General features: G+C 71.7%; 21 protein-coding genes and 1 pseudogene. 8 read left to right on the top strand and 14 right to left on the bottom strand.

All coding sequences use genetic code 11. From position 1 onward, the window contains the following. The 9 genes from AB0H81_RS30405 to AB0H81_RS30365 all read right to left on the bottom strand — a co-directional run. On the bottom strand, positions 1–312 hold a 312-nt coding region (locus tag AB0H81_RS30405; RefSeq protein ID WP_358381406.1), incomplete at its 3' end, for a glycosyltransferase. 166 nt (positions 313–478) lie between these two features. Then, positions 479–2140: a lipid II flippase MurJ gene (locus tag AB0H81_RS30400; protein WP_358381404.1), complete on the bottom strand. Its 1662-nt coding sequence runs from the start codon at positions 2138–2140 to the stop codon at positions 479–481. Positions 2141–2396: 256 nt separating this feature from the next. Next, the gene (locus tag AB0H81_RS30395; protein ID WP_358381402.1) at positions 2397–3251 is read right to left on the bottom strand and encodes a hypothetical protein; all 855 of its coding nucleotides are present in this window, start codon (positions 3249–3251) and stop codon (positions 2397–2399) included. Position 3252: 1 nt separating this feature from the next. Then, the gene (locus tag AB0H81_RS30390) at positions 3253–4224 is read right to left on the bottom strand and encodes a copper transporter (protein ID WP_358381400.1); all 972 of its coding nucleotides are present in this window, start codon (positions 4222–4224) and stop codon (positions 3253–3255) included. After that, on the bottom strand, positions 4221–5417 hold the full coding sequence (gene steA / locus AB0H81_RS30385; protein WP_358381398.1) for a putative cytokinetic ring protein SteA: 1197 nt from the start codon (positions 5415–5417) through the stop codon (positions 4221–4223). Before steA ends, AB0H81_RS30390 begins: the two co-directional genes overlap by 4 nt. 97 nt (positions 5418–5514) lie before the next feature. Beyond that, positions 5515–7266: a DNA repair protein RecN gene (recN, locus tag AB0H81_RS30380; RefSeq protein WP_358381396.1), complete on the bottom strand. Its 1752-nt coding sequence runs from the start codon at positions 7264–7266 to the stop codon at positions 5515–5517. A gap of 30 nt (positions 7267–7296) precedes the next feature. Then, a complete protein-coding gene (locus AB0H81_RS30375; RefSeq protein WP_358381394.1) occupies positions 7297–8196 on the bottom strand; it encodes an NAD kinase in 900 nt (299 codons plus the stop codon). Then, positions 8193–9005 (bottom strand): TlyA family RNA methyltransferase, encoded by an 813-nt coding sequence (locus AB0H81_RS30370; protein WP_358381392.1) that lies wholly within the window; start codon positions 9003–9005, stop codon positions 8193–8195. The genes AB0H81_RS30375 and AB0H81_RS30370 overlap by 4 nt, the downstream gene beginning before the upstream one ends. Beyond that, a complete protein-coding gene (locus AB0H81_RS30365; RefSeq protein ID WP_358381390.1) occupies positions 9002–9160 on the bottom strand; it encodes a hypothetical protein in 159 nt (52 codons plus the stop codon). The genes AB0H81_RS30370 and AB0H81_RS30365 overlap by 4 nt, the downstream gene beginning before the upstream one ends. Positions 9161–9305: 145 nt before the next feature. Between AB0H81_RS30365 and AB0H81_RS30360 the strand changes: the two genes are divergently transcribed. Beyond that, entirely contained in the window at positions 9306–9653 is a 348-nt protein-coding gene (locus tag AB0H81_RS30360) for an SCP2 sterol-binding domain-containing protein (RefSeq protein WP_358381388.1), read from the top strand. Between the two features lie 49 nt (positions 9654–9702). Here the strand turns inward: AB0H81_RS30360 and AB0H81_RS30355 are convergent, their stop codons facing one another. Next, the gene (locus AB0H81_RS30355; RefSeq protein ID WP_358381408.1) at positions 9703–10674 is read right to left on the bottom strand and encodes an HAD-IIA family hydrolase; all 972 of its coding nucleotides are present in this window, start codon (positions 10672–10674) and stop codon (positions 9703–9705) included. A gap of 217 nt (positions 10675–10891) precedes the next feature. Continuing rightward, positions 10892–11314 carry a tetratricopeptide repeat protein gene (locus AB0H81_RS30350; protein ID WP_358381386.1) on the bottom strand — a complete coding sequence of 141 codons (423 nt, stop codon included), beginning with the start codon at positions 11312–11314 and terminating at the stop codon, positions 10892–10894. Here AB0H81_RS30350 and AB0H81_RS30345 point away from each other — a divergent pair. After that, on the top strand, positions 11291–13744 hold the full coding sequence (locus AB0H81_RS30345) for a DUF1015 family protein (RefSeq protein WP_358381384.1): 2454 nt from the start codon (positions 11291–11293) through the stop codon (positions 13742–13744). The two genes, AB0H81_RS30350 and AB0H81_RS30345, sit on opposite strands and share 24 nt — an antisense overlap. Before the next feature lie 599 nt (positions 13745–14343). On the opposite strand, the gene AB0H81_RS30340 is transcribed toward AB0H81_RS30345, so the two are convergent. Next, a complete protein-coding gene (locus tag AB0H81_RS30340; RefSeq protein WP_358381382.1) occupies positions 14344–15345 on the bottom strand; it encodes a hypothetical protein in 1002 nt (333 codons plus the stop codon). 111 nt (positions 15346–15456) lie between these two features. Here AB0H81_RS30340 and AB0H81_RS30335 point away from each other — a divergent pair, with 111 nt between their 5' ends. After that, complete coding sequence (locus AB0H81_RS30335; RefSeq protein WP_358381380.1) at positions 15457–16383, top strand: MBL fold metallo-hydrolase; 927 nt, start codon at positions 15457–15459, stop codon at positions 16381–16383. A gap of 498 nt (positions 16384–16881) precedes the next feature. On the opposite strand, the gene AB0H81_RS30330 is transcribed toward AB0H81_RS30335, so the two are convergent. Beyond that, a complete protein-coding gene (locus AB0H81_RS30330) occupies positions 16882–18111 on the bottom strand; it encodes a hypothetical protein (protein WP_358381378.1) in 1230 nt (409 codons plus the stop codon). Here AB0H81_RS30330 and AB0H81_RS30325 point away from each other — a divergent pair. From AB0H81_RS30325 to AB0H81_RS30305, 5 genes and pseudogenes are all read left to right on the top strand, one after another. After that, on the top strand, positions 18055–19602 hold the full coding sequence (locus tag AB0H81_RS30325; RefSeq protein WP_358381376.1) for a hypothetical protein: 1548 nt from the start codon (positions 18055–18057) through the stop codon (positions 19600–19602). The genes AB0H81_RS30330 and AB0H81_RS30325 overlap by 57 nt on opposite strands. Positions 19603–19767: 165 nt before the next feature. Further along, positions 19768–20505, top strand: coding sequence for a class I SAM-dependent methyltransferase (locus AB0H81_RS30320; RefSeq protein ID WP_358381374.1), 738 nt, complete (start codon positions 19768–19770; stop codon positions 20503–20505). A gap of 221 nt (positions 20506–20726) precedes the next feature. Continuing rightward, positions 20727–21965, top strand: a complete 1239-nt coding sequence (locus AB0H81_RS30315; RefSeq protein WP_358381372.1) for a glycosyltransferase — start codon at positions 20727–20729, stop codon at positions 21963–21965. 191 nt (positions 21966–22156) lie between these two features. Then, entirely contained in the window at positions 22157–24307 is a 2151-nt protein-coding gene (helR, locus tag AB0H81_RS30310) for an RNA polymerase recycling motor ATPase HelR (RefSeq protein WP_358381370.1), read from the top strand. Between the two features lie 280 nt (positions 24308–24587). Beyond that, a pseudogene (locus AB0H81_RS30305) lies at positions 24588–25184 on the top strand (IS5 family transposase); the annotation flags it as partial. Positions 25185–25203: 19 nt separating this feature from the next. Here the strand turns inward: AB0H81_RS30305 and AB0H81_RS30300 are convergent. Beyond that, positions 25204–26025, bottom strand: a complete 822-nt coding sequence (locus AB0H81_RS30300) for an isocitrate lyase/phosphoenolpyruvate mutase family protein (protein WP_358381368.1) — start codon at positions 26023–26025, stop codon at positions 25204–25206. Positions 26026–26811 lie beyond the last annotated feature (786 nt).

Below are 26811 nucleotides of genomic sequence, written 5' to 3'. Positions count from 1 at the left end.
CGCGCCGCGCCCCGGCAGGCCTACCCCCCCGAGGGCCCCGGCGCGCAGGCCGTGGGCGTGCACCACGTCGGCGTCCCTGGTCAGCCGCCGGAGGGCCAGCACTGAGCGCGCGTCGTCGAGCGGATGCGGCCGGTCGGAGACGCGGACCGGCACGAACCGGGCGCCCGCCTCCGTGAAGGCGAACCGCTCCTCGACGTCCCCGGGCCCCACCACCAGGACCCGGTGCCCGCGCCGCACGAGCCCATCGGCCAGCATGCGCACGTGCCTGCCGGTGCCACCGGACGTGGTGCCCAGCACGAATGCCACCCGCACCGTCGTTCCTCCCTCTTCCGCCGTACGACTCCGCCGTACGACTCCGCCGTACGACTCCCCCGTAGGTCGTTCCCGTACCTGGCTCCCGTACGTCGCTCCCGGATCTCAGTCGCTTCCCGGATCCCAGGAGCCTCCCTTTACAAAGGAGATTTTGGGGAGGACCATCTCAGCTTCGTCTCCCTCGTACGAGCGCGCCGGCCACCGCCGTCGCGTCGGCGCGGTCCACCAGCGCCACCACGAGCCCGCCCGCGACCAGCGCCGCGACCGCCCCGGCCAGCACCGCCCCGATGTGCCCCCAGAAGCTTCCCGGGCCGAGCGCCGTCACCGCGGCGGCCCCCGCCAGGTAGCCGGCCAGCCCGCCCGCGACCGCCGCCAGCCCGGCGCGCCCCAGACCGGCCGCGGCGCCACGACCCCGCAGGCGTACCACCGACGCCAGCAGCAGCACGCCTCCGGCCGTCATGCCCACGCTCATGCCGAGCGCCATCCCGGCGATCCGCCAGCCGTCGGGGAACGTGAGCGCGAACACCGTCTGCGCGACCATCACCACGCCCCACCCGGCCACCGTGCCCGTGGCCGCGGCCCGGCCGTGCCCCGCCGCGTAGAGGACGCGGCTGAGGTGGGCGATGAGCGCGTAACCGATCAGGCCGGGCGCGAACAGCGCGATCGTTCGCGCCAGCTCGCTCGGCGGCATGTCGCTCTTGGTCCACAGGAACACCGCCGCCCCCGGCTCCGACGTGGCGGCGAGAACGCCGGCGGCCAGCCCGGACACGATCACCACCGCGCGCGCCGCCCCGGCCGCCAGGTCCGAGAACGCCTGTGTCTCCCCCGCCTCGGCACGCGCCGACAGCCGGGGGAAGGCACTGGTGGCGATCGGCACGGCCAGCACCGCGTACGGCACGAGGTAGATCGCCCAGGCGTAGTTGTAGACCGCGATCGCGCCGGTGCCGACGGCCTTGTTGGCCAGCAGCAGCACGACGACCATGGCGGCCTGCTGGGCGAGGAGCGCGGCCACCCCGGCCAGGGCCAGCCGCCGTACCTGCTCGGCCACGCCCGGCGGGAAGCGCAGCGAGGGCCGCCAGCGCAGCCCGAGCCCGGCGATCGGGCCGACCACGGTGATCACGAGGGCGAGCACGCCGAGGCTGGTGCCCACGGACAGGGCGAGTTCGGCTCCGCCCGGCAGGGTGGACAGATCGGCCCCGCGCGCGGTGGACGGGCCGCCCGCCTCGGCCCAGTCGCCGCTGAGCGGCACGAACAGCAGGTAGGCGACGATGACCACGATGCTCGACACGAGGGGCGCGAGGGCGGGCCCGGCGAACCGCTTGTGCGCCTGCAGCACGCCGTAGAGGACGACCGCGACCCCGTACAGCGGGATCTGGGGCGCGAAGACGACGAGCATGCGCGTGGCCACGGCCTGGACGTCGGCGACGTCGCAGCCCTTCACCTCGCCGAGGAACAGCCCGGCGACCGGGCCGGCGAGCAGCGCGGTGAGCGCGCCCAGCGGCACGAGCACGAGCAGCACCCAGGTGAGCAGGGCGGAGCTGATCGCCTCCACCCGCGCGCGCCCGGCGCCGCCGGACGCCTCCTGGCCGGCGGCGGCCGCTCCCGCCAGGACGGGCACGACCATGCCGGCCAGGGCGCCGCCGACGACGACCTCGAAGATGATGTTGGGGATCTGGTTGGCGGTGAAGTAGGCGGTGGACAGGCAGTTGGTGCCGACGGTGCCGGCGAAGGCGTACTGCTTGGCGAAGCCGGCCACGCGGGCGAGGATCGTGATCGCGCCGATGAGCATGGCGCCCCCGGCGACGCCGCGCGCCAGCCGCGCCGTCACGACGCCCTCCCCGCGAATGACGCCGTCACGACGCCCTCCCACGCACGACCGTCCTCCCGGCGAATGACGCCGTCACGACGCCCTCCCGCGCACGACCGTCCTCCCGGCACGCGAGGGACGCGACCGCGCACCACGCGGCACCGCCGCGAGACCGTGGCCGCGCGCATCACCAGACCCCCGATCACGCTGACATCCTGGCAGGCTCCACCGACAGTCCCCCCACCTGGGACCCCTGGGCAGGCGCGGGACGCGCCGGTCACACCGCGGCGTCGACGGGACGGCGGCCCAGCATGTCGAGGCGGTTGAGCACCCGGTTGCCCGCGATCACCTTGGTGAAGCTGATCTTCTCGGCGGCGGCCGTCAGCGCCACCACGGTGCCGAGCGCCGCGAGCCGGCCCGGCCGCTCCAGCGTGGCGGCCGCCGCGAGGCCGGCGAGGGCGCCGAGCGCGTTGGCGCCCGCGTCGCCGAGCATGGCCCGCTCGCCGAGGTCGTCGGGCAGCAGCGCGGCGGCGGCGCCGAGGGGCACGGCGGCCAGCGCGGCGCCCACCGGCCGCTCGCGCAGCAGGGCGGCGGCCAGCAGCGGCCCGCCGGCGAGCAGGCCCACCTTGATGGCCCGGCCGGGCCGCAGGTCGAAGAGGTTGGCGAGGTTGGCGGAGCCGGCGATGAGCGCGCCGTTGGCGAGCGTGTCGGCCGGGCCGCGGGAGACGAGCGCGGCGGCGCCGAGCCCGGTCGCGCCGATGCCGAGGATCTTGACGGCTCCGCTGGTGACCTCGCCGCGCGCGAGCGCGCTCAGGTGGCCCTTGAACCCCTTGGAGGAGGTGGTGCCGTACAGGTCGTCGTAGGCGCCGAGCGCTCCGCTGCCGCCTCCGGCCAGCAGCGCCGCCATCCGGGCGCGCCCGGGCAGGCCCGGCGCGAGTGCGGTGGCCGCGGCGGCTCCGGCGACGAACGCGGGGCCTTCGAGCAGGGTGATGGGCTCGCCGCGGTGGTTCTTGCGGGTCCAGCGGTCGCCCGGGTCCTGGGGCCTGTTGCGGGTGAGGAGGGTGTAGGCGGCGCGGGCGGCGACGGCGCCGAGGGCGGCGCCGGCGAGCGCGTGGAGCAGGCCACGGGCCATGTCAGCTCCCTGAGGAGGGGGGGGTGGTGGAGGGGTTGGGCGCGGCGGGCATGGGCGCGGTCGCGTTGGCGCCGATGCCGTACTGGCCGGCCCGCCCGTTGAGCTGCTCCCGCAGAGCGTAGACGAGCGCGGTGCGGCCCGCGGGCATGTCGAGGGTGTCGACGGTGGAGACGCGCTTGACCAGGTCGCTGTCGTCGCGCGCGGCCGTGATGAGGCCGCCGGCCGAGGCGGCGGTGACGCTGCCGGCGATGACGATGCCCTTGCCCGCGGCGTCGAACCCGCGGGCGAGGGACAGCAGGGCGGAGGCCTGCGACTCGGCGTTGTCGCCGTTCAGGGGCCGCTCCGGCGCGAACATGACGACCAGCGTGGATCGCTTGGCCGGCTCGTCGTCCACGGTGAGCAGGCCGCCCTCCTCGAACCCGCCGAGCACGGCCCCGGTGGCGGGGTTGGCGGTGCCGGCCTGGGCCTGGTCGGTGGTCATGAGCGTGGCCCCGAGCAGGGCGGCGGCCTTGTCGTAGGCGCTCATGGAGGGGGCGAGGGCCATGTCGGCCGGCTTGAGCTGCGTGACGAGCTCGTCGATCACGCCCCGGTTCTTGGCGTCGAGGAGCTTGTCGGACAGGGTGACCCGGCCGGTGATGGCGGCGCCCGCCTGGAGGAGCACCTGCTGCTGCGCCTCACGGTAGGTGCTGCTGGAGCCGGGCGCCTCGACCAGCAGGACGCGCTCGCCGTTCAGCACGCCGGCGACGAGCTGCGGGGTGAACGCAGTGACGAACGCGTCGTCGGCGGACTCCCGGCCGCGCAGGGCGTCGAGCTCGGAGCGCAGGTCGTTGTTGGTCTTGGCCATGAGGTCGCTGGTCTTCTTGGCGGTCTCGATCGCCGGCGACTGCAGCAGCGTGGTGCCCATGACGATGCCCACGGCCAGCGCCAGGAAGATGGCGACGATGGACACGAGATGGTAGCGAAAATCGATCACGAGAAGAGTCCGACCAGCCAGAAGATGAACGCGTTCCACGCGTCTTGCAGACCGTTCAGCCAGGTCTGGCCGATCGGCGAGATGAACAGGGCGACCCCCATCGTGATCAGCGCGGTGATCACGAGCAGGAGCAGCTGCGGGGTGGAGATGCGGCTGCGGTAGAGCCGGCTCACGCCCTTGGCGTCGATGAGCTTGCTGCCGATGCGCAGCCGGGTGAGGAAGGTGCTGGCCATGCCCGAGCGGCCCTTGTCGAGGAACTCCTCCAGGGTGCCGTGGGTGCCGACGGCGACGATGAGCTCGGCGCCCTTGTCGTCGGCCAGCAGCATCGCGATGTCCTCGCTGGTGCCCGTGGCGGGGAAGATCACGGCTTCGCGGCCGAGCTGGTGGACGCGTTCGAGGCCGGGGGCGCGGCCGTCGCGGTAGGCGTGCACGACCAGCTCCGCGCCGCAGCTCAGCGCCTTGGTGGAGACCGAGTCGAAGTCGCCGACGATGACGTCGGGCAGGTAGCCGGCCTCCAGCAGCGCGTCGGCTCCGCCGTCGACGCCGATGAGGACGGGGCGGTACTCGCGGATGTAGGGGCGGAGGGTGGCGATGTCCTCCTTGTAGTGGTAGCCGCGCACCACGATGAGGACGTGCCGGCCCTCCATCGGGGTGCGGATCTCGGGCACCCCTACGCCGTCGATGAGCAGCTTGCCCTCGCCGCGGACGTACTCCATCGTGTTGACGGCGAACGCCTCGATCTGCACCGCCAGCCCGGCGCGAGCCTCGGCCATGGCGGCCTCGACGGCCTCGGCCGTCTGCTCCTCGCCCTTGCCGGCCACCTCGTCGTCGAGGTAGACGACGCCCTCGTGCACGCGGACGACGTCGCCGTCCTTGACCCGCTCGAACAGCTCGGGCGTGGCGTTGTCGACGAAGGGCACCCCGGCTTCCAGCAAAATCTGGGGCCCCAGGTTGGGATAGCGACCGCTGATGCCGGCCGCGACGTTGACCACGGCCGCGACACCGCATGCCACGAGCGCCTCCGCGCTGACCCGGTCGACGTCGACGTGATCGATGATCGCGATCTCACCGGGCCGGAGGCGCTTGGTCAGCCTCTTCGTCCGCCGATCGATTCTCGCCACTGCCGTGACACCGGGAAGGTCCTCGACCTTCCTGACGCGGAGGCCCGGCATCCTGCTCCCCGGAACCTTCATCAAGAACATCCTGCCAGAGGGAAACCGCCCAGCGGCCCATCATCACGGTGCGTGTCCGCTTTGTCACAGCAGGTCATCGCCGATCCGGGGCTCCAGGTCATCGCTCCGCGGCGGCCAGACCCAGGAGTTCCTCGGCGTGCGCCCGGCCCAGCTCGGAGTCCTCCAGCCCCGCCAGCATGCGTGAAAGCTCGCGTACGCGGCCCTCGTGGTCGAGCGTGACGACGCCGCTGCGCACGACGCTGCCGTCGCCGGCCTTCTCCACCACCAGGTGCTGGTCTGCGAACGCCGCCACCTGCGGCAGGTGGGTGACCACGATCACCTGCGCGGTGCGCGCCAACCGGGCGAGCCGGCGGCCGATCTCGACCGCGGCCTTGCCGCCCACTCCGGCGTCGACCTCGTCGAACACGAACGTCGGCACCGGGTCGGCGCCAGCGAACACCACCTCGATGGCCAGCATGACCCGGCTCAGCTCACCGCCGGAGGCGCCCTTGGTCAGCGGCAACGGCGGCGCGGCGGGGTGGGCGGCCATGCGCAGCTCGACCTCGTCGACGCCCTCGGGCCCGAAGTCGGCGGCCCGTGTGAGCTGCACCACGACTCTGGCGTGCGGCATCGCGAGCGCGGCCAGCTCCTCGGTGACGGCCTGACCGAAGCGCTCGGCCGCCGCCTCACGCACGCGGGTGAGCTCGGCGGCCAGCTCGGTCAGCCGGGCCGTCAGCTCCTCGTGCTCGCGCGTGAGCTCCTCGATGCGCTCGTCGTCGCCCTCCAGCTCGGTCAGGCGGGCGGCCGACTGCCGCGCCCACTCCAGGACGCCCGCGACGTCCTCGCCGTACTTGCGGACCAGGCCGGACAGCAGCGCCCTGCGCTCCTGGACGACGGCCAGACGGGCCGGGTCGGCCTCGATCGACTCGGCGTAGGCGGCCAGGTCGGTGGCCACGTCGGAGACGAGGTAGCCGGCCTCGGCCAGCCGATCGGCCATGCCGGCCAGCTCCGCGTCGAAGTCGCGGACCGCCTCGATGGCCGCGCGGGCCTCGCCGAGCAGGGAGATCACGTCGTGCGCACCGTCAACGGCCTCCATGGGGTCGCCGAGCAGCACGGTGTGGGCGCCGGTCGCCGCCCCGCGCAGCGCGTCGGCGTGCGAGAGCCGCTCCTCCTCGCCGCGCAGCTCCATGTCCTCGCCGGGCTTGGGGTCGACCTTCTCGATCTCCTCCAGGCCGAACCTCAGCAGGTCGGCCTCCTGCGCCCGCTCACGGGCCCGGGTGGTCAGCTCGTCGAGCAGCGCCGCGACCTGCTTGTGCCGTTTGTACGCCTGGGTGTAGGCGCGCAGCGGCTTGACCAGGTCGTTGCCGGCGTAGCGGTCGAGCGCGGCGCGCTGGCGGGCGGGCTGCAGGAGGCGCTGCTGGTCCATCTGCCCGTGCACGGCGACCAGGTCGTCGGCCAGGTACGTCAGGGTGCCGACCGGCACGCCCCGCCCGCCCAGCCAGGCGCGCGAGCGACCCTCGGCCGAGACCGTGCGGGAGATGATGAGCTCGCCGTCCTCGACGTCGCCGCCGATGTCCTCCACCTGCTGGGCGACCCGGCCACCGGACTCGATGACGAGCGTGCCCTCGACGCTGGCGCGCTCGGCCCCCGGCCGGATGCGCGACGGGTCGGCCCGGCCGCCGAACAGCAGGCCGAGCCCGGTGACGACCATCGTCTTGCCGGCGCCGGTCTCGCCGGTGACCACGTTGAACCCCGGCGAAAGCTCGAGCACGGCCTCATCGATGACGCCGAGCCCCTGGATGCGGACCTCCTCGACCCTTGGTCGCACTGCCCACTCCCGTCGCTCCTGACTCCGAACACTTGTGCGCATGTGATCCTACGCGCCTCACAGCCCATTCACTCAGGGACGCACCCTTCCGCGCCAGCCCTGGACGGGTAGTTCGAACTTGGCGACCAGCCTGTCGGTGAAGGGCGCGCCGGTGCTCTCGACGCCGTGCAGCCGCGCCAGGCGTACGGGCTGGACGCCCCGGCGGACCTCCACGCGCGTGCCGGAGGGCAGGTCGAAGCGGCGCCGCCCGTCGCACCACAGCACTCCGCCGGGCGTGTCGGGCAGGGTCTCGACCGCGAGCGTGGAGCGGGGCGAGACCACCAACGGCCGGGCGAACAGCGCGTGGGCGCTGATCGGCACCATGAGCAGGGCCTCCACCTCCGGCCACACCACGGGACCGCCCGCCGAGAAGGCGTAGGCGGTGGAGCCGGTCGGGGTGGCGCAGATCACGCCGTCGCAGCCCCAGCGCGACAGCGGCCGGCCGTCGATCTCGGCCACGACCTCCAGCATGCGGTCGCGCTTCTCCACCGACATCTCGTTGAGGGCCCAGGTGTCGGCGATGACCTGGCCGTTCTGGCGGGCGAGGACGTCGATCGTCATGCGTTCCTCGACGTCGTAGCGGCCCGCGACGACGCTGTCGACGGCGGAGGCGAGGTCGGCCACCTCCGCCTCGGCGAGGAACCCGACGTGTCCCAGGTTGACGCCCAGCAGCGGCGTGCCGGCGGGCCGGGCCAGCTCGGCGGAGCGCAGCAGCGTGCCGTCGCCGCCCAGCACGATCATGACCTCGGCGTCCTTGGTGGCGCCCGGCTCGCCGGGCACCACGTCAGCGCCCAAGCAGCCGATGTCGTCGGCCTCCGTGTCCAGCACCCGGACCGTGATCCCGGCGTCGACCAGGCGGTCGATGACCAGGCGGGCGCTCTCGACGGCGGCCTCCCGCCCCGTGTGCACGGTGACCAGCACGGTACGGTTCATCGCGGCCCTTCCTCGACGGCGCGCTCGATCGCGGCCTCGAGGTCCTCCACCGGAGGCGCGCCCTCTCCCTTGCCCATCCAGAGGAGGTACTCCACGTTGCCCGAGGGGCCCGGCAGCGGGCTGGCGGTGACGCCGCGTACCGACAGGCCGAGCTCCAGCGCGCGGTGGGCCACGTCGCGCACGGCGCGGGCGCGCAGCTCGGGGTCGCGGACCACGCCGCCGGCGCCGACGAGCTCCTTGCCCACCTCGAACTGCGGCTTGACCAGCATCACCAGGTCGGCGGCGGGCGCGGCCGCCTCCGCCAGCGCCGGCAGCACGAGCCGCAGCGAGATGAACGACAGGTCGCCCACCACCAGCGACGGCGGCTCACCGACCATGTCGGGCGTGAGGTCGCGCACGTTGACGCGCTCCATCACCGTCACCCGCTCGTCGGTGCGCAGCGACCAGGCGAGCTGGCCGTAGCCGACGTCGACGGCGAGTACGTGGGCGGCGCCGTTGCGCAGCAGCACGTCGGTGAAACCGCCGGTGGAGGCGCCCGCGTCGAGGCAGCGCCGCCCCTCGACGGTCAGCCCGCCGAACGCCTTGAGCGCGCCGAGCAGCTTGTGCGCGCCACGGGAGACGTACTCGGGGCCCTCGGCCGACTCGGCGACGACGATGGGTGAGGCGGTGTCGACCTGCGTGGCCGGTTTGGCCGCCCGCTGCCCGGAGACGCTGACCCGGCCCGCCTCGATGAGCTGCACGGCCTGCTCGCGCGATCTGGCCAGTCCGCGGCGCACCATCTCGCTGTCCAGGCGTATCCTGCGGCTCACTGGTCGTCCACGGCCGCGAGCGTGGCCTCGAGCCCGGCGAACGCCTCGTCGAACACCGCGACGTGCTCGCTCACCGGCAGGCCGGCCAGCCGGCCGAGCCCCGCGACGATCGCGTCGACCCGCTCGTCCCCGGTCTCCTCTGGCAGCGCACTCATGAGACGACGGTAACGCCTCCCGCGAGCGCGCAGGCACCATCGCGGGTGTGTCACACGTTGACGGGGCATACGGCACGCCACCGATGTGGAACGCTACGTCGGTGAAGGTCAGGCGTCCGTAAAGGTGAGCGAAAGGGTGGACACCATGGCAAGCGTCGAGGAGTGCCGGGCGGCACTGGTCAAGCTCGTCGCCCAGTTCGACGAGATCGACGCGGCGGACCGCGCCCGGCACGTGGTGGAGCGCACGGTCAGCTGCCGGGTCTCCGACCTCGGCGTGACCTTCTACGGCCGCCTGCACCATGACGGGCTCGACCCGTTCGTGGAGGACCCGCCGGCGAACGGGAAGCAGCCTGACGTACGGCTGACGATCGGCAGTGACGACCTGGTGGCGCTGGTGGAGGGGGAGCTGGACCTGGCGCGGGCGCTGCTGGGCGGCCGGGTGAAGATCGACGCCAGCTTCGGTGACCTCCTGCGCCTGCGCCGCCTCCTCTGACGAGCGGCGATTCTGAGACGGCGCTGCGGGGGCTTTTCCGGGCTGTTCGTCACCCCAGGCGGTCGAGGGCCTGCTTGACCGCGTCCTCCTCGGCCCGCCCCTCCCCCACGGCCGCCCAGACGGCGTCGCAGACGGCGCGCAGGCCGTCGATCGGGCTGCCGTCGCCCTCCAGCCGCAGCGCGCCGTCCTCCCAGCGGGCCCGCCAGCCTCCGCAGACGCCGTCCCGCACCTCCGGGTACGGTCGCGACAGCGCGCCGAGCCCCTCGGCGATGTACGTGGGCCGATGCCGCGGCCCGGCCGTGAGCAGGTCGAGCGGCGTCGCCACGCCGGTGAGCACCAGCAGGCTCTCGACACCCGCGTTGGTGGCGCCCTCGATGTCGGTGTCGAGCCGGTCTCCGACCACCAGGGGCCGCTCGGCCCCGGTGCGGATCATGGACTCGCGGTGCAGCGGCGGGTCCGGCTTGCCCGCGTACACCGGCTCCACCCCTGTGGCGGCGGCGATCACCCGCACCATCGAGCCGTTGCCGGGCAGCTCGCCGCGGCCCGTCGGCATGGTGCTGTCGCCGTTGGACGCCACGAACAGCGCGCCCTGCCGCACGGCCAGCGCGCCCTCCGACAGCAGCCCGTACGACAGGCCGGGGGCGATGCCCTGCACGACGGCGGCGGGCGCGTCCATCGCGGTGGTCACCGGCCGCAGCCCCTGGTCCCGTACGGCCATCCGGAGCCCGGAGCCGCCCACGACCAGCACGTTCGAGCCAACGGGCACCCGCTCGGACACCAGCCGCGCGGCGGCCTGCGCCGACGTCACCACGTCGCCGGCGACGGCGGGCACGCCCAGCTCGCGCAGGTGCGCGGCGATGGCGGCGGGTGTGCGGGAGGCGTTGTTGGTCACGTACGCGAGCCGGACACCCCTGGCCCGCGCCTCCTCGAGCGCCTCGGGGGCGCCGGGGACGGCGTGGCGGCCGAGATAGACCACGCCGTCGAGGTCGAGCAGCAGGGTGTCGTAGCCGTCGATCAGCACAGGTCGCCTTTCGGTCACGGTGTGCTCGCCGAGCGGTTGTGGCCGCACGTCGGCGCCATCACCGAGACAATAGCGCCGCCCGCATCGCCCCTCGCTCGTGACCACCCACCCGGGCCGCCGCCGTGGGTGCTCACGCGCATCCCCGTACGACTGCGCCGACGCTCTTCCCGGTCCACGTGACCGTGACGGGAAGAGACGCCTCCGAGGTCCTCGCCCGTCACATCTCCCGCCGGGCGCGCAGTGTCGCCCGTACGCTCTTCAACGCCGACACGTAGTGCCGCTCGTCGGGCCGCATCGCCACCGCGATGGCCAGCGGCTCTTGAGCGCCCTCGATGTCACCGGTGCGCCACAACGCCAACCCGAGTCCGAAATGGGCGTAATCCTCGGCCGGATTGGCGTCCACGATCTGCCGGAAACTCTCCGCCGCCTCCGCGTACTGCCGCGAGTTGAACTGCGCCCGCGCCAACGCCTCCAGAATGCTGCGCGAGTCGGGCTCAGCCAGGGCCGCCCGCTCCAGCAGCGCGGCCGCCGCGGCCGGGCTGCCGTCCTTGAGCAGTTTCACCCCACGCTGGTACCAGTCGTAAACGTCACCTTCGGGGGCGCCGGGGGAATCATCGTGGACGTTTCTACCTTGGACCATTGCGTGAGGCCTCCTTCATCGGCAGACGACGGCTCCGCTCGGCTCGCCACGGAGTCGGAAGCGGCAGGGGTTCTGAAGCGGCTTCTGGAAGACTCGGATGTTTATGGGAGCATGCCCGATATGGGGAGTCCTGAACTGCCGGTGCCCGATGGGCTGGTGCTGCGCCCCTTCCGTGGTGTCCGCTTCGCCGTGGACGACCCCGCCAAGGTCACCTCTCCGCCCTATGACCTGATCTCGGACGACGACGTCCGGGCGTTGCTGCACTCTCATGCCAACAACGTGGTACGTCTCATCCTTCCCCGCCCCACCACACCGCCCGCGGACACGGCGCCCCCCTCGGCCGCTCCCGAGACCGTCCCAGCCCACGACACGTCCGTGAGTGCCCACGGCGCCCCGGAAGCGACCGACGAGGCGCAGAGGCGCACACACGCAGCCCCCGGAGCCGGTCGGCGAGCAACGAACGACGCGGAGAAGCGAGACGCGAACAGCCCGGTTGCGCGAGACGCGAACAGCCCGCACGAACCAGACGCGAACAGCTCACAAGAGCGAGAGGCGAACGGCCCGAACGAACCAGCCACGAACGGCCGGCAGAAGCCAGACGCGAACACCCCGGAGGAAGCGCAGCCAGGCGCGAACGTCTCGGACCAGGGCGACTTCGCACGGGAGACCCGTTCCACGCAGGAGGGCGACTTCGCACAGGAGGGCCGTTCCACGCAGGAGGGCGATTTCGCCCGGGTGGGCGGTTCCGCTCAGCAGGTGGCCGGCATTGACGAAACACGCTACGCAGAGGCTCGCGACACCCTGCGCGCCTGGCTCGACGCGGGCGTCCTGGTGACGGACGAACTCCCAGCGTTGTACGTGTACGAGCAGAGTGGCCCCACGGTCCTGCAACGCGGCCTCATCGGTGACGTGGGCATCGCCGACCCGACCCAGGGCATCATCCTGCCCCACGAGCACGTCTTCCCCGGCCCGGTGGCGGACCGGCTCGCTCTCATGAGCACCACCCAGGCGAACCTCGAACCCATCTTCCTTCTCTACGACGGAGACAACGGGCAGGCGACGCGTCTCGTGGACGAGGTGGCCACCACGCGTGAGCCGTTGGTCGTGGCCAGGACCGAGGACGGCCTGACCCACCGTCTGTGGGCGATCACCGACAGGGCGGAGATCGCCGCCATCAACGCCGATCTCCGCCCTCGCCAAGCTCTCATCGCGGACGGCCATCACAGGTACGCCACATACCGGGTCTTGCAACGCCAGGAGCACACGGCCCGAGCCAAGGCGAGCAGCGCAGCGCCCCAGTCGTCGCGCAGCCCGGCCACCCGAGCATCCGCACAAGAGCCCCTGCCGCGGACCGCCGATCAGGCTTCGTCCACCGCGGACTCCACAACGACTCCCTCCCTCGCGGAACCGGCGACGACGCCATTCCAGACGTCATCCCCTTCGGAGACCCTCCAACCGGAGACCTTCCCAACGCATACCGGCACGTCGCCCTCCGGCGCGGAGACCAGCAGGTCGCCCTCCCATTCGGAGACCTCCGCGTCGGAGAACGGCACAGCGCCCTCCGCCGGGGAGACCTTCTCCCCGGAGATCGGTACGGCGTCCTCCCACTCGGCGGTCGGCGCACCGCTCTTCCACTCACGAATCGGCATGCCGCCAAAGGGCCCGACATCCGACGAGACGAGCCCGACCCGCGACCGCGCACGGGCTGGTAGAGCCACTGACGGGACGCCGGAAGACCCTCGGGCACGTACAACCAGCCCAACGCCAGACGCCTCCCAGAACCGTCCAGACGACGCCCAATCGCCGAGCGCTCCGTCAGACGTGCCGGAGACGCGTAAGACGTGGGCGAGCGAAGGCGAATCGGGCCCCTGGGACTTCGGCCTGGCGTTGCTGGTCGATGTCACGGCCTATCCACCGGACCTCAAGGCCATCCATCGGGTCATCCCCGCGCTGCCCCTGGCTGAGGCGGTGGCCAGGGCGAAGGGCTCGTGGCAGGTCCACGACTACCCCGGTCTCGCCGAGGGTCTGGCCGCGCTCGACGCAGCCTCCGGCCACGCGTTCCTGGTCGCCGGCGAGGGCGGCGCCCACCTGCTGACCGATCCCGACCCGATGCAGCTGGCCCACGCCATGCCCGCCGACCGCTCGGACCGGTGGAACGCATTGAACACCTCCATCCTGACGGAGTTCCTGATGCCCAAGGTGTGGGGCATCCGAGACGACGAGCAAACGGTACGGATCGTCCACCACGACGCCCACGCCGCGGTGGAGCAGGCCGTGCAGGCGGGTGGAACGGCAGTGATCCTCAAGCCGCTCATGGTCGCCGACGTGCTCGCGGTCGCCGCGTCCGGCGAACGCGTACCCCGCAAGTCCACCTCCTTCGGCCCCAAGCCCCGAACCGGCCTGGTGCTCCGCACCTTCGCCACAGGCTGAGCCCTACGACCAGCTAGAGCCACCCACAGCCCTACAGGTACGCCATGTGAGGGCAAATGATCTCGTACAGCACCGGACGTCCGCACGACTGGCGCGTGCGCCGGGGCCTCGCCAACCGCGGCCTTGTCATCGAGGAGGGAGCAACCGGACCATAGAGAGGTCCTCGTCCAGGTGCCAGCCACGAGCGCGATTGGGAGGAGCGCGGTCGATGCCGCTGAGGCTTCAGCTCTCCTCTCCCTGCAGCCCGCAGTCTGCTCTTTTGCCGCTGGTCAAGGTGTGGCAGGCACGGCCCCGATCGGCTGAAGCGGAGGTGGGACAGGCACAGCCCCGATCGGCTGAAGCGGATGGGGCAGGCACAGCCCCGATCGGCTGAGGCGTCGGAGGGGAACCACACGGCGATCTCCATCCGACGCTTCCGCACGCCATCCAGGCTTGACGCTCGCCCAGAGAGACGTGCCGATCCGCTTCCGGATGCTCACCAACTTCGATCGAGCAGGTATGAGCGGCATACCGGGACGTCGGCAACAGCCGGTGCGAGTCCCGCATGTCATCACATCGTTCTGCCGTCGGCGCACTCGGGGGCCGTCAATGCTCATTCCTCAGCGGCTGGTGCGCGAAAGCACGCCTCTTCCGGCAGATCTGCAGGTGTCGATCATGGCCTGGAGGCGGCTTGGAGTGGAGGATGAGTGCCGGGAATTGTCGTCCACCGGGGTCGCCTCATGCTCCTGCCTTGAAGGCCGTTGGGGGGCTTGGAGCTTCGGCCCCATGGTGGACTCCTCCTTGACCAGGGACTCCATCTCGACGATAGGCGGCTTCGCAATTGCGGGCGATGATGTGGCCGGCGCCGAACAAGGAGCAACCTCCCCGAGCGAATGCAGAGAAGCGGGAAGGCGGTCCCCGGCCATACCGACGTCGTCCCCACCGCGGTCCTGAGCCGTGACAGCCTCGCCCCCACGCTCGCCTCCACGGCGGTCCTGAGCCGTGACAGCCTCGCCCCCACGACGGTCCTGAGTCGTGGTGGCGTCATCCCGATGGCGGTCCTGACCCCTGACGACCTCGCCCTCGCGGTCCTGACCCCTGACGACCTCGCCCTCACGGCGGCCCTGGCCCGTGACAGCCTCACCCCCACGGCGATCCTGAGTCGTGGTGGCGTCGTCCCCATGGCGGTCCTGAGTCGTACCGGCGTCGTCGTTTGGAGCGGTAGCCAGGGTGGCGGGGGAAGGCTTGGATGTGCGCGGCCGTCTGACCGTGCGCCTTCTTTCGCCAGCAGGAGGCGAGGCCGGGTCGACGTTGATCGGTTCGGCGCTGAAGACCTCGACCTCGTACCGCCAGATCTTCGCGGACGACGGGCCGTAGATGCGGCACCGGAACGCACCTCTGATCTCCACTGGATCGTCCGGTCCCAGATCGCGCACGACGGCCGCGACCTCGGGGGCGAAGGTGATGCAGGGGATGCCGTCCGTCATCACACCCCCCTTCGGGTGTGGGCGGTCTCGGCGCACGGCCAGGCGCCATCTCGTCAAGGTGTCGCCGCTGGGCAGCCTCTTGTCCTCGGCTGCCACGGACACCCTTCCTGCCAGCACGACCTCGTTGTGGTCCACTGTCGCCCTCCCATCCGATGCTCCGGCGGGGATCACTCTCTACGATGTGGGCATGGCTGGAACGACTCGAATGTCGTTCTGGGGATAGCGGACCGCGGCTCGGGAGTTCCTGTGGACAACATCACCGCCCTCGGCGGCGACGTCTATGAGATCGACACGAAGATGGCCGGATATTCGGGCATAACGGCCGGGTACCTGATCCTTTCCGATCGGCCCTGCCTGGTGGAGACCGGGACGTCGACGTCCGCGCCCGTGGTGCGCGACGCGCTGGCCTCGCTGGGAGTGGGGCCCGACGATCTGTCGACCGTGGTCGTCACGCACATCCACCTTGATCACGCGGGCGGAGTCGGCGACATCGCGAAGTTCTTCCCCTCCGCGCAGATCGTCGTACATGAGAAGGGGGCGCGGCATCTGGCTGACCCGTCGCGTCTCATGGCGAGTGCCCGGATGGTGTGGGGTGACCGGCTCGACACGCTGTTCGGCGAGCTCTCACCGACCGAGGCGGAACGCATCGTCGCCCTCGGCGACACCGGCGCCATCAACCTGGGCAACGGCCGCACCCTCAACAGTCACTACTCGCCCGGCCACGCCAAGCACCACGTCGGGCTCGTCGACTCCGGCACCGGAGACCTCTACGTCGGGGACGCCGCCGGCGTGTATCTTCCCGAGACCGGCGACCTGCGTCCCGCCACGCCGCCGCCGGACTTCGACCTCGACACGGCGCTCGACTCGATCGCCCTGTTCAGCGCGCTTGGTCCGCAACGGCTGCTGTTCAGCCACTACGGACCGGTCAGTGCCGTTCAGGACACCCTCGAGCGTTCCGCGGAGGAGCTCCGCATCTGGGTGGACCTGACCCGCCAGGCACACGCTGAGGGCATGGACCTGGACCACGCCGTCGCCATGGTGCGCGACCGGACGAAGGAGCGCTACGCGGCCCTTGAGCTGGAGGGCGAGGCGGCCGAGCACTTCGAGCTGCTGAGCGGGGCGCCGTCCAACGTCGCGGGCATCCTGCACTGGCTCAACCGCGTCAACCCGTAGAGGACGATGTCCGGACGTCCAGGCTCCGGGCTGCCGCCCGTCAGTGCGCGACACCGGTCAGTGCGTCCCCGGTCAGTGCGTCCCCGGTCAGTGGCTTCCCGAATAGCGCGACGCTGGTCAGCGCGACACCGGTCAGCGCGACACCGGTCAGCGCCTCCCCGGCCTGGGCCTTCCCGGTTGGCGCGCCGCGGCCAACGTAGCGCGCGCCGACCTCCGTGCCGCACCTTGCCAACCCCCGACTCGGCCTCCTCCCGAGCCCGGGGCCGCTGACACCATGTGCCGCCCGAAGCCGGTTTCCGGGTCACGGAAAACGGCGCGATCGCCCACTGACCGGCTCAGATGACGTGCGGCTCCGTACAGCCGGAAAATGCGCGACGGTACGGCGGGCATCCCGTGTGGCGTGCCCGCCGTACCGTCTGGATGTCTCTCCGCGCGTCCGAGCGGAAAGCACCGCGTCCGTGTTCTCCTTCACCAAGCGTCAAGGAGAACGCGGAGGGGTCAGTCCTCCCGCTTGGGCCTGTTCTCGGTGGACTCGTCGAGGATGTCGCCGAAGTTGGGCTCGATGAACGCCAGGTTGATGTCCGGGGCCGAGTCGGCCGCCGGCTTCGTCCTGGTCGCTTCCTTCGGGTCCGCAGAGTCCGCGGCGTCGGCGGAGTCGGCGGAGTCGGCGGAGTCGGCGGCGGTCGCGCCATCCGCCTGCTGCTCGGCCACCTTGGTCGCCTTGGCTCCCTTGGCCTCCTCCGAAGCCTTCGCCTCCTCCGAAGCCTTGGCCTCCTCCGAAGCCTTGGCCTCCTCGGACGCCTGGACGTCGCCCTGCTCGTCGGCCGGGGACGCGGCATCGGCGGAGTTCGTGGTCGCCGGAGCGGACGCCCCCTGCGGGGCCTCGTCCGACACCGGCTCCTCCTCGGACCGGCCGTCCTCAGCGAGCTCGTCCTCAGCGAGGTCGTCCTCAATGAGGTCGTCCTCGGCGTCGTCGAGATCGTCCTCGGCGTCCTCCTCCGACTCCTCGGCCTCGGCCTTGCCACCGAGGGCACCGAGCACGATGTCCTCGTCGAACGGCACGTCGAGGTCGTCGCCGTCCTCGTAATCCTCTTCGAGGTCGTCGATGACGGCACCGGTCAGCATGGCGTACCGCTCGGCGGCGTCGGTCTCGCCGTCGGCGTCGAACGCCATCGCCCTGGCGAACCAGTCGGTCGCCGCCTCCTGGTGCCCGGCGTCGAGCAGCGCGTCGGCGTACGCGAACGCGAGGCGCGCCGACCACGGCTTCTGCTCCGGGTCACGCAGTTCCGGAAGCCGCTGGAGCGTGATGACGGCGGCGTCCTTCTGTCCGAGGTCGCGCCGGGCGCCCGACTCGACGATGGCCAGTTCGATGCGCTCGGGCCGGTCGAGGCGCTCGGCCTCGGGCGAGCGAACGAGGTCGAGGGCACGCTCCGGGCGGCCGAGGCCACGCTCGCAGTCGGCCATCACCGGCAGGTACGCGTCGGAGCCGGTCATCCTCCGGGCGGCGCGCAGGTCGCTGAGCGCCTCGGAGTAGTGGCCGGCGCGGTAGGCGACGATGCCCGCCGCCTCCCGAACCACACCGATGCGGGCGGCAAAGCGGCGCGCCACCTTTGTGTGCTCGTGCGCCTGATCGGTGTCGTCCTCCTCCAGGGCCCGCTCGGCGGCGACGAGGTGCCTGCCCACCAGCTCGGCGAGGTCGCCGGGGAGGGAACGCAGTTCCTCGCGCACCTCCTTGTCGAGCTCGTCGGCGGTGACGTCCGGGGCGATCTCGGGCAGCCGCTCGCGCTGAGGGGCGTCCTCGCGGTCCGCCCTGCCGTACCTGGCGCGGGTGCCGCCGGCCGAACGGTCGTCACGGTCGCCGGCGCTGTCGCGGGAGAAGGGGCGGGGGCCGCCGTCGCGGTAGCCGCCGTCACGGCGCGGGCCGCGGTCGTCGCGGAAGCCACCCTCACGGCGCGGGCCGCGGTCGTCGCGGTCACGGAACGGGCGACGCTCATCATCGCGACGCGGACCACGATCACCCTGGAACCCGCCCTCACGACGGGGACCACGATCACCCTGGAACCCGCCCTCACGGCGCGGGCCACGATCACCCTGGAACCCGCCCTCACGGCGCGGGCCACGGTCGCCGAAGCCACCTTCACGGCGCGGGCCACGATCGTCACGGTCACGGAACGGGCGACGCTCATCATCGCGACGCGGACCACGATCACCCTGGAAGCCACCCTCACGGCGCGGGCCACGATCACCCTGGAACCCGCCCTCACGGCGCGGGCCACGATCACCCTGGAACCCGCCCTCACGGCGCGGGCCACGATCGTCACGGTCACGGAACGGGCGACGCTCATCATCGCGACGCGGACCACGATCACCCTGGAAGCCACCCTCACGACGGGGACCACGATCACCCTGGAACCCACCCTCACGGCGCGGGCCACGATCACCCTGGAACCCGCCCTCACGGCGCGGGCCACGGTCGCCGAAGCCACCTTCACGACGAGGCCCACGATCGTCACGGTCACGGAACGGGCGACGCTCATCATCGCGACGCGGACCACGATCGCCCTGGAAGCCACCCTCACGACGAGGCCCACGATCACCCTGGAAGCCGCCCTCACGACGAGGCCCACGATCACCCTGGAAGCCGCCCTCACGACGAGGCCCACGATCACCCTGGAAGCCGCCCTCACGACGAGGACCACGGTCATCGCGGAAGCCGCCCTCGCGACGCTCCCCGAATCCGCCCTCACGACGCGGCCCGCGGTCGTCCCGGTCCCGGTACGACGGGCGATCGTCATCACGACGCGGTCCACGGTCGTCACGGCGGGGGCCGCGGTCGCCGAAGCCACCCTCACGGCGCGGCCCGCGGTCGTCGCGGAAGCCGCCCTCGCGTCGCCGGCCGCGGTCGTCGAAGTCGTCGCGGCTCCGGTACACAGGCCGATCGCCCTGGCCGCGGTCCTGGGAGGAACGGCGGTCGTCGCCGTCGCGGCGCGGCCCCCGGTCGTCGCGGCCGCCGGAGCGCTGGTCCGAACGGTACGGGCGGTCGCCTCGCGAACCTCCCTGGCCGCTGCCCCGGGAGCCGTATCCGCCGCCTCTGCTGCTACCGTACGTACGCCTCTCCCCGTATTCGCCGCCCTCGCGCTGTCCGCCGTCGGGTCCGTTGTCTCTGTTCACTTCTGGTCCATTTCGTTGGCTCACTCAGCGGACCCGCATCGCATATGACGGCCGCCGTGGCTCGCCGCCGCCCGCCCTCGGGCCTTACGCGACGAAGGCCACCCGTGGGGGTGGCCCGCTCGTTCCAGCCTAGCAAGCCCTCGAACGTCCACGTGACTCACCGACGAGCCAATGCGGTCGCTCCCTTTGCCGTTTTCGGGGAGACTGCCAGCCATGTCGCTACGCTTCCACGAGATCGCCGAGTCGCGTCATCGCATCCTGAACCCCCTCAGCCACGACAAGCTCAATCTTCTCGGGGAGATATGCCGCATCGGGCACGGCACCCGGCAGCTCGATCTCGCCTGCGGGAAGGGGGAGATGCTCAGCCGCTGGGCCTCCCGCTACGGGCTGCACGGGGTGGGCGTGGACATCAGCTCGGTGTTCCTGAGTGCCGCCAGGGAGCGCGCCGCCGAACTCGGGGTCACCGACCAGGTACGTTTCGTCGAGGCCGACGCCGGCACGTACACGGACGAGCCGGAGTCGTACGACATCGTGTCCTGCATCGGCGCGACGTGGATCGGCGACGGGCTGCAGGGCACTCTGGACCTCATGCGCCGCCCCCTGCGGCCGGGCGGGATCGTGCTGGTGGGCGAATGCTTCTGGCAGTCGCCGCCGCCCGCCGAGGCGTGCAGCGCACTGGAGATCCCCGAGGACACGATCACGTCGCTGGCCGGCACGGCGGAGCGGCTGGAGGCGGCCGGTTTCGAACTGGTGGAGATGGTGCTGTCCGACCCGGACAGCTGGGACCGGTACGTGGCGAGCCAGTGGTGGACGCTGAACGACTGGCTGCGGGCCAACCCTGATGACCCGGACGCCTCCGCCATCCGCGACTTCCTCGACACGTCACGCCGGACGCACTTGGAATACGGCCGGCAGTACCTGGGGTGGGGCGTCTTCGTGGCCCGGCAGTGAGGGTTCTCGGCCTGGGCTCCTGAGGACATGTCCGCCTAGGCGGGCGGTACCGCCGCTGCGCGAGGAGGTCGTCCGTCCAGAGCGGACGATGAAGGGAAAGGGGAACACCCGCTCCTTTCCACTCTCAACGTATAGCGCACCGGGGGGCTTGCGGCAAGACCCGGGTCATGCCGCAGAATCGGCGGCCGAGGCCAGAACCTGCGGAAACCGGGGGACACGAGATGCGGGTGTTGTTGTCGACGTACGGGTCGCGCGGAGACGTCGAACCGTTGGCGGGACTCGCGGTGCGGCTGCGGGAACTCGGCGTGGAGGTGCGGGTGTGCGCGCCGCCGGACGAGGAGTTCGCGGAGCTGCTGGCGGGTGTGGGCGTGCCGCTGGTGCCGGTCGGCCGGTCGGCGCGCGCGCTGACGACCGGGGCGCCGCCGTCGCCGTCGGACCTGCCCCGGCGCGCGGCCGAGGTGATCGCCGGCCAGTTCGACGCGGTCACCGCGGCGGCCGAGGGGTGCGACGCGCTGGTGGCTACCGGCATGATGCCGGCTGCGGCCGGCGCGCGGTCGGTGGCCGAGAAACTGGGCATCCGCTCGGTGTCCGTGACCTTCCAGCAGCTCACGCTGCCGTCGCCGCACCATCCGCCGCTGGCGTATCCGGGCCGGCCGTTCCCACCGGGGGTGACCGACAACCGGATGCTGTGGGATCTGGACGCCCAGAGCATCAACGCGCTGTTCGGTGAGGCGCTCAACACCAACCGGGCGTCGATCGGCCTGCCACCGGTGGACGACGTCCGCGACTACGTCATCGGCGACCAGCCGTGGCTGGCGACGGACCCGATCCTGGACCCGTGGCCGGCGACGCCGGACCTCGACGTCGTCCAGACCGGCGCGTGGATCCTGCCAGACGAACGCCCGCTCCCGGAAGAGTTGGTGGCGTTCCTGGAGGCCGGCGAACCGCCGGTGTACGTGGGCTTCGGCAGCATGCCCATGCGCGCTTCGAAGGACGTCGCCCAGGTCGCCATCGAGGCGATCCGCGCGCAGGGCCGCCGCGTACTCCTCAGGCGCGGCTGGGCCGACCTGGCCCGGATCGACGACCAGGACGACTGCTTCGTCGTCGGCGAGGTCAACCAGCAGGCGCTGTTCGGCCGGGTGGCCGCCGTCGTCCACCACGGCGGCGCGGGCACGACGACGACGGCCGCCCGGGCCGGCGCGCCCCAGGTCGTCATACCCCAGCTCGCGGACCAGCCGTACTGGGCCGGCCGGGTGGCCGGCCTGGGCGTCGGCGCGGCACACGACGGTCCGGCTCCGACCACCCAGTCCCTGTCGACCGCGCTCGGGACGGCCCTGGCCCCGGAGACCCGCGCGCGAGCGACCGCCGTCGCCGGCACGATCCGCACCGACGGGACGACGGTGGCCGCGAAGCTGCTGCTCGACGCGGTCAGCCGGGAAAGGCCGCCCGTGCCCGCGTGAAGCACGCGGCATCCGCCGATACCAGGACCCAGAACACGAGAACGTGCAAACCCTGGCGACCTGAACCGGCAACGGCCACGGGGCTCGCACCAGGCCGACCCCTGCTCGTCATGGCCGAAACGTTCGTCACGCCAGTCCGGACGCCTTGCCGCACGTCATGGTCGCCAGGACCTCAGATCGGAGCCAATGCCGTGAACCCGCTGACCACCAGCGCGTTTGACCTTCCCGACCACCTCTCCCCCAAGGCCGACCCGGCGCTGATCGCCGGCGACGAGCAGCACTTCGCGGCCATCGCGGAGAGCCTCGAACAGTCGATCACCGAGCTGTCCGAGCGTCTCGACGCCATGCGCAAGGCGCCCGGCGGCAAAGGCCGGCAGGCGCTGGACCGGGACCTGGAGATCCACCGGCTGAGTGCTCGCCTGCGCACCCTGCGCCGCTTCGGGCTGGACCTGTGCCTCGGCCACATGGTCAGCGCGGACGCCCCCGAGCCCGTGTACATCGGACGGCTCGGCCTCACGGACCGCGCGGGTCGCCGGCTGCTGCTCGACTGGCGCTCCCCCGCGGCCGAGCCGTTCTTCGGAGCCACTCATGCCAACCGGATGGGGCTGGCGAGCCGCCGCAGGTATCGCTGGACCCGCGGCCGGATCAGCGACTACTGGGACGAGGTGTTCACCTCGGACGGGTTGGTCGGGCACGCCGCGCTCGACGACCAGTCCGCCTTCATCGCCAGCCTGGGCAGCAGCCGGTCGCCGCGGATGCGGGACGTCCTCGGCACCATCCAGGCCGACCAGGACGCCATCATCCGCGCGGGATCCCGCGGCGCTCTCGTCGTCGACGGCGGCCCGGGTACGGGCAAGACCGTCGTCGCTCTGCACCGCTCCGCGTACCTCCTCTACTCCGACCCTCGCCTCGGTCACCGCCGGGGCGGCGTGCTGTTCGTCGGTCCGCACCAGCCCTATCTGGCCTACGTCGCCGACGTCCTCCCCAGCCTCGGCGAGGAGGGCGTACAGACCTGCACCCTGCGGGACCTCGTCACCGAGGGCGCCGCGGCGGCGATCGAGGCCGACCCGGAGGTGGCGCTCCTGAAGTCGTCCGCGGACCTCGTGAAGGCGATCGAGCCGGCCGTCAGGTTCTACGAGAACCCGCCCACCAAGGGGATGACGATCACGACCCACTGGTCCGACATCTGGCTGAGCGCCGACGACTGGGCCGAGGCGTTCGACGCGCCGGAACCCGGCACTCCGCACAACGAGGCGCGCGACCAGATCTGGGAGGAGCTGGTCACGATCCTGATGGACAAGTACGACGAAGAGGACGTCTCGGCTGACCTGCTCCGCAAGTCGCTCCTGCAGAACAGGGAGCTGCTCACGACCTTCAACCGGGCCTGGCCGCTGATCGAAGCGGCAGACCTCGTCGGAGACCTGTGGTCGGTGCCCGCCTACCTGCGGATGTGCGCGCCCTGGCTCAGCCCCGACGAGGTCAGGAAGCTGCAGCGCGAGAACGCCCAGGCCTGGACGGTGTCCGACCTGCCGCTGCTGGACGCGGCACGGCAGCGGCTCGGCGACCCGGAGGCGTCACGACGCAAGCGCCGGCAGGAAGCCGCTCTCGCCGCCCAGCGCGAGCGCATGGCCCAGGTCGTCGACAACCTGATCGAGGCCGACGACGACGGCGAAGGCCTTGTGACGCAGCTGCGCCGGGCAGACCTCCAGCGCAACCTGATCGACGAGTCCGAGCTGCCCACCCTCGACCCGGACCTGCTCGCCGGCCCGTTCGCGCACATCGTCGTGGACGAGGCCCAGGAGCTCACCGACGCGGAGTGGCAGATGCTGCTGCTGCGCTGCCCGTCCCGGAGCTTCACCATCGTCGGGGACCGCGCCCAGGCGAGGCACGGGTTCACGGAGTCGTGGCAGGAACGGCTCGAGCGGATCGGGCTCGACCGGGTCAACCTGGCCTCTCTGAGCATCAACTACCGGACGCCGGAAGAGATCATGACGGAAGCCGAGCCGGTCATCCGGGCCGCGCTCCCGGACGCCAACGTGCCGACCTCCATCCGCAGCAGCGGCGTCCCCGTCGTCCACGGACCTGCTTCGGATCTGAACTCGGTCCTCGACGCCTGGCTCGCCGCCCATGCCGACGGGACCGCCTGCGTCATCGGCCACCCCTCGTTCCGGGCGACGGCCCGGGTCCAGTCGCTGACGCCGGAGCTGGCGAAGGGGCTCGAGTTCGACCTTGTCGTCCTCATCGACCCGGAGGCCTTCGGCCAGGGCATCGAAGGAGCGGTCGACCGCTATGTCGCGATGACCCGCGCGACCCAGCAACTCGTCATCCTCACGAGCGCCTGACCTCGACCGTACGAACGCCCAGCCGTGGCCGGGCCCCGGCTGGGCGTTCGTACACGGGTCTGGGAGTCAGGCGCTTTCAGCGCGGCTGGCGGGGACTTCAATGGCCGGACGGAGCCCGTGTCCGCGTGAGCGAAGTGGTGGCGGCGCGGACAGGGTAATGGCGGCCTAGGCGCTGTCCGGCGGATCATGTGACCGCCTCGTTCCTGAACGATCATTTTCGCTCGTGGGGCGGGGCGATCTGACAAACGATGAGTGGGCGCGACTGGCGCCGCAGTTACCGATCGACTGGAGCATGGTCAGCGTGGACTTCTCGTGTCGGGCCCACCACCACGCTGCCGGAGCACCGCGAAGGCCGCCACGGGTCCCCAAGCGGAGATCAACCGCCCCGGCAGCACCGTCCCGACGAAGGGCTCGGACGTTCCAGAGGTGGCTTGACCTGCAAGATCCGCCTTGCCGGGGAGGGCGGCCTTCGCCTACTGGCCCCGCTGATCACGCCGGGTAGTGGCGCGACAGCCCGCAGATGATCCCCGTCCTGGAACGTATCCGGGTCAAGCGCACCGGCGGTGGCCATCCGCGCACGCGGCCCGACCACCTCGGGGGCGATGAGGCCTACAGCTCCCGTCGTAACCGCCGCTACCTGCGCAGACGCCAGATCAAGCACACCATCCCCGAGCCGAGGGACCAGCGGGCCAACCGCCGGCGCCGCGGCAGCATAGGAGGCCGACCCACGGGCTTCGACCAGCAGATGTACAAGCGCCGCAACGAAGTCGAGCGCACGATCAACCGCCTCAAGGGCTTCTGGGCCGTGGGGACGCGTTATGACGAGCGGGCCTACGTTCTCCACGGCACCGTCACCGTGGTGGCGATCCGACTGTGACTGCGTTCCTGACCGCGTCTCAGCGTGTGGGCTCGGCCAGGAGCAGCGCGTTGAGGGTGGCGTAGTCGAATCCGCCCCCCAGTGTGGTCGTCGTGCCCTTCTCCAGCAGTTCGCGGGCAGCCTGGTGGACCAGCCCGTACGCTGCCTCGGCGATGGACGATCCTGCGCTGATGCGGGCGGCTCCCGCCTCGGCGAGCTCGGACACCGGTAGTGCGCCGGGGCCGGCCAGGACGTTCACCGGCAGGGGTTGAGAGCCCACAAGTGTGCTGACCGTCTCGGCGTCCGGCGTGCCGAGGACGAAGATGCCGTCCGCGCCGGCTGTCGCATAGGCATGGGCGCGGCTGAGCGTTTCGTCCAGCCAGGTCGTACGGTCACCGGGCGGCAGGCGGTGCGTGTCGATGCGGGCGTTGATGAACAACGGGACGCCGGTCTCGTCCGCGGCCTCGCGGGCGGCTGCGATCCGTTCGGCCTGCTCGGCGATGGGACGCAAAGTGTCTTCCAGGTTGATGCCCACGGCTCCGGCCGCGATGACGCCTCGGACGGTCTCGGCCACGCCCTCAGGGTCGGTCGCGTAGCCGCGTTCGATGTCAGCGGTGACCGGTACGTCAACAGCAACCGTGATCCGGGCGATCACGCCAAGCGCCTGGTCCCGGGTCATGCGCTCACCGTCGCCGTGACCGAGCGACCAGGAGGCCCCGGCACTGGTGGTCGCGATCGCAGCAGCACCCGCGTCCGCCACCACACGGGCGGAAGCACCGTCCCACGCATTGGGCAGGACCAGCGGCGTGCCTGGTACATGCAGGGAACGGAACATCTGCGCCATATCAAGAAGGGCTGCCATGAGCAACATTGCACCACAAGAGCCAGATGAACCATCCCGGCCCCCACCCTGTCGACGCCATGATCCGCCGGACAGGGCCTAGTCGGCAGCGGCCGGGATGGCCGCCCAGGTCCGTTCGAGGGTGGTGAAGGCGTCAGGGAGCCACGGTTCCCCGATGCCTTCGCTGGGGCCTGCCCGTGCCGATCCTGCTCGGTGCCCTCCCCTCCGACCAGGTGGTGCCGACGGAAGCCGGTTAACGTGTGCCGGATCCCAGGCGGCATACATCGTCTCTCCCGCCGGGTGCGCAAGAAGGTCGGGCTCAGTCGGCGACGAGGCTTCGACGTCGTCGACGAGGTAGTCCCACCGGTAGGGGTGGGGTCCTCCGGGGAACGGAGCCGCTGGCTTCGTTGAGGTCCAGAGCGTGAGGTCCAGAGCGTGAAGGCGGGGGATGTGAGGGCGGGGGGTGGAGTCGCCGATTCCCCCTGAGGTCCCTGAGCTGAGGGAGCGGCGTTCGGTCAGACCGCCCAGTGGGCGTGAACGGCTCACGGACACGTGAAGAGGCCGCCGGCCCGGCTCCCCCGCCACCGGCCGGGAGCAACACCGCGCCCGCGACGAAGGCGGCACACGCGCCAAGGTCATCATCCGACGTCCCTGGCGTCTGGGCGCAGGGTCTGCCGGCGACAGCGAACGTACGCCTTAGGGCCTGAATGGGCCCGGACATGCGAGAAGGGGCCCACGCGAGCCCCGGTATAAAACCGGGCTCGCATGAACCCCTTCTCCAAAGATTGTCCGGCGGTGACCTACTCT

The sequence above is a fragment of the Nonomuraea sp. NPDC050691 genome (assembly GCF_040654455.1).
Taxonomy (GTDB): domain Bacteria; phylum Actinomycetota; class Actinomycetes; order Streptosporangiales; family Streptosporangiaceae; genus Nonomuraea.
This window is presented reverse-complemented; position numbering and strand designations above follow the sequence as displayed.

Coding starts and splice junctions, on each gene's coding strand:
- AB0H81_RS30395 (WP_358381402.1), bottom strand. CDS start 3,251: ATGGCCCGTGGCCTGCTCCACGCGCTCGCCGGCGCCGCCCTCGGCGCC.
- steA (WP_358381398.1), bottom strand. CDS start 5,417: ATGAAGGTTCCGGGGAGCAGGATGCCGGGCCTCCGCGTCAGGAAGGTC.
- recN (WP_358381396.1), bottom strand. CDS start 7,266: ATGCGCACAAGTGTTCGGAGTCAGGAGCGACGGGAGTGGGCAGTGCGA.
- AB0H81_RS30375 (WP_358381394.1), bottom strand. CDS start 8,196: ATGAACCGTACCGTGCTGGTCACCGTGCACACGGGGCGGGAGGCCGCC.
- AB0H81_RS30365 (WP_358381390.1), bottom strand. CDS start 9,160: ATGAGTGCGCTGCCAGAGGAGACCGGGGACGAGCGGGTCGACGCGATC.
- AB0H81_RS30360 (WP_358381388.1), top strand. CDS start 9,306: ATGGCAAGCGTCGAGGAGTGCCGGGCGGCACTGGTCAAGCTCGTCGCC.
- AB0H81_RS30350 (WP_358381386.1), bottom strand. CDS start 11,314: ATGGTCCAAGGTAGAAACGTCCACGATGATTCCCCCGGCGCCCCCGAA.
- AB0H81_RS30320 (WP_358381374.1), top strand. CDS start 19,768: ATGTCGCTACGCTTCCACGAGATCGCCGAGTCGCGTCATCGCATCCTG.
- AB0H81_RS30315 (WP_358381372.1), top strand. CDS start 20,727: ATGCGGGTGTTGTTGTCGACGTACGGGTCGCGCGGAGACGTCGAACCG.
- AB0H81_RS30300 (WP_358381368.1), bottom strand. CDS start 26,025: ATGGCAGCCCTTCTTGATATGGCGCAGATGTTCCGTTCCCTGCATGTA.